1 rRNA gene is annotated in these 3149 nt (G+C 51.4%); it reads right to left on the minus strand.

Annotated elements, in window-relative coordinates:
• Positions 1-59 precede the first annotated feature (59 nt).
• Positions 60-2937, minus strand: a 23S ribosomal RNA gene (locus C5N93_RS00170).
• Positions 2938-3149: the final 212 nt, after the last annotated feature.

The raw sequence follows: 3149 nt of genomic DNA on the forward strand, positions 1-3149 counted from the left end.
TGTGGGTTGTGAGTGTATCGGCACAGCGATACTCACACCAGGAAAAACACACTGGTTATAGGATCAAGCCTTACGGGCAATTAGTATCAGTTAGCTTAACGCATTACTGCGCTTCCACACCTGACCTATCAACGTCCTGGTCTTGAACGACCCTTCAAAGGAATCAAGTTCCTAGGGAAGTCTCATCTTAAGGCGAGTTTCCCGCTTAGATGCTTTCAGCGGTTATCTCTTCCGAACATAGCTACCCGGCGATGCCACTGGCGTGACAACCGGTACACCAGAGGTTCGTCCACTCCGGTCCTCTCGTACTAGGAGCAGCCCCCTTCAAACTTCCAACGCCCACGGCAGATAGGGACCAAACTGTCTCACGACGTTTTAAACCCAGCTCACGTACCTCTTTAAATGGCGAACAGCCATACCCTTGGGACCGGCTACAGCCCCAGGATGAGATGAGCCGACATCGAGGTGCCAAACACCGCCGTCGATATGAACTCTTGGGCGGTATCAGCCTGTTATCCCCAGAGTACCTTTTATCCGTTGAGCGATGGCCCTTCCATACAGAACCACCGGATCACTATGACCTGCTTTCGCACCTGCTCGACTTGTCAGTCTCGCAGTTAAGCACGCTTTTGCCATTGCACTATCAGCACGATTTCCGACCGTACCTAGCGTACCTTCGTACTCCTCCGTTACACTTTGGGAGGAGACCGCCCCAGTCAAACTGCCTACCATGCACTGTCCCCGATCCGGATTACGGACCTAGGTTAGAACCTCAAACAAGCCAGGGTGGTATTTCAAGGACGGCTCCACAGAAACTAGCGTTCCTGCTTCAAAGCCTCCCACCTATCCTACACAGACCGGTTCAAAGTCCAATGCAAAGCTACAGTAAAGGTTCATGGGGTCTTTCCGTCTAGCCGCGGGTAGATTGCATCATCACAAACACTTCAACTTCGCTGAGTCTCGGGAGGAGACAGTGTGGCCATCGTTACGCCATTCGTGCAGGTCGGAACTTACCCGACAAGGAATTTCGCTACCTTAGGACCGTTATAGTTACGGCCGCCGTTTACCGGGACTTCAATCAAGAGCTTGCACCCCATCATTTAATCTTCCGGCACCGGGCAGGCGTCACACCCTATACGTCCACTTTCGTGTTTGCAGAGTGCTGTGTTTTTATTAAACAGTCGCAGCCACCAGTTTATTGCAACCCCTTCACCCTCCTGGCGCAGGCCAGTCAAGCTACAAGGGCGTACCTTATCCCGAAGTTACGGTACCAATTTGCCGAGTTCCTTCTCCCGAGTTCTCTCAAGCGCCTTAGAATACTCATCTCGCCCACCTGTGTCGGTTTGCGGTACGGTCTCGTATGACTGAAGCTTAGAGGCTTTTCTTGGAACCACTTCCAATTGCTTCGCGAACAAGTTCGCTCGCCCCACAGCCTTGAATTACGCGCCCGGATTTGCCTAAGCGCCTTCTCCACTGCAGGGACCGGGACTTCCAACACCCGGACAACCTTCCGCGATCCGTCCCCCCATCGCATCATACGACGGTGCAGGAATATTAACCTGCTTCCCATCAGCTACGCATCTCTGCCTCGCCTTAGGGGCCGACTCACCCTACGCCGATGAACGTTGCGTAGGAAACCTTGGGCTTACGGCGAGGGGGCCTTTCACCCCCTTTATCGCTACTCATGTCAGCATTCGCACTTCTGATACCTCCAGCATCCTTTACAAGACACCTTCACAGGCTTACAGAACGCTCTCCTACCATGCGAGCAAGCTCGCATCCGCAGCTTCGGTATATTGCTTAGCCCCGTTACATCTTCCGCGCAGGACGACTCGATCAGTGAGCTATTACGCTTTCTTTAAAGGGTGGCTGCTTCTAAGCCAACCTCCTGACTGTTTTAGCCTTCCCACTTCGTTTCCCACTTAGCAATATTTAGGGACCTTAGCTGGCGGTCTGGGTTGTTTCCCTCTTGACACCGGACGTTAGCACCCGATGTCTGTCTCCCGTGATTGCACTCTTCGGTATTCGGAGTTTGCTATGGCGAGGTAATCCGCAATGGACCCCTCAACCATGACAGTGCTCTACCCCCGAAGGTGATACACGAGGCACTACCTAAATAGTTTTCGGAGAGAACCAGCTATTTCCAAGTTTGTTTAGCCTTTCACCCCTATCCACAGCTCATCCCCTAACTTTTCAACGTTAGTGGGTTCGGTCCTCCAGTACGTGTTACCGCACCTTCAACCTGGCCATGGATAGATCACTTGGTTTCGGGTCTACACCCAGCGACTGAACGCCCTATTCGGACTCGCTTTCGCTACGCCTTCCCTATTCGGTTAAGCTCGCCACTGAATGTAAGTCGCTGACCCATTATACAAAAGGTACGCCGTCACCCCTTTCGAGGCTCCGACTGTTTGTATGCATGCGGTTTCAGGATCTATTTCACTCCCCTCCCGGGGTTCTTTTCGCCTTTCCCTCACGGTACTGGTTCACTATCGGTCGATTACGAGTATTTAGCCTTGGAGGATGGTCCCCCCATCTTCAGACAGGATTTCACGTGTCCCGCCCTACTTTTCTCAAGCTTAGTTCCACACCAGGGTTTTCTCATACGGGGCTATCACCCACTATGGCCGGACTTTCCATTCCGTTTTGATAACACCGGTGCTAAATCTTGAAGGCTGGTCCCATTTCGCTCGCCACTACTTTGGGAATCTCGGTTGATTTCTTTTCCTGCAGCTACTTAGATGTTTCAGTTCGCCGCGTTCGCTTCGCTAGACCTATGTATTCAGTCTAGGATGACCTAAAAGGCCGGGTTTCCCCATTCGGACATTTGTGGATCAATGCTTATTTGCCAGCTCCCCACAACTTTTCGCAGGCTATCGCGTCCTTCATCGCCTGTAATCGCCAAGGCATCCACCACATGCACTTATTCGCTTGACCCTATAACGAGTGCGTCTCTCGACACATCCTTATAGGTTGAGTATTAGCGTTGTGCCGTATTCCAAGTCATCTTTCGATCACTTTAAATACTGGTTGATACAATCACAACCCGTACAATTTCCACGCGCCATCTCTAACGCGCTTCCGTTGTACTACTTCTTCTTCCAAATTGTTAAAGAACAAATACTGCATGACATTGCTGTCATTCAAAA

This window comes from Pandoraea sp. LA3 (genome assembly GCF_022696215.1).
In the GTDB taxonomy this organism is placed as follows: Bacteria; Pseudomonadota; Gammaproteobacteria; order Burkholderiales; family Burkholderiaceae; genus Pandoraea; species Pandoraea capi.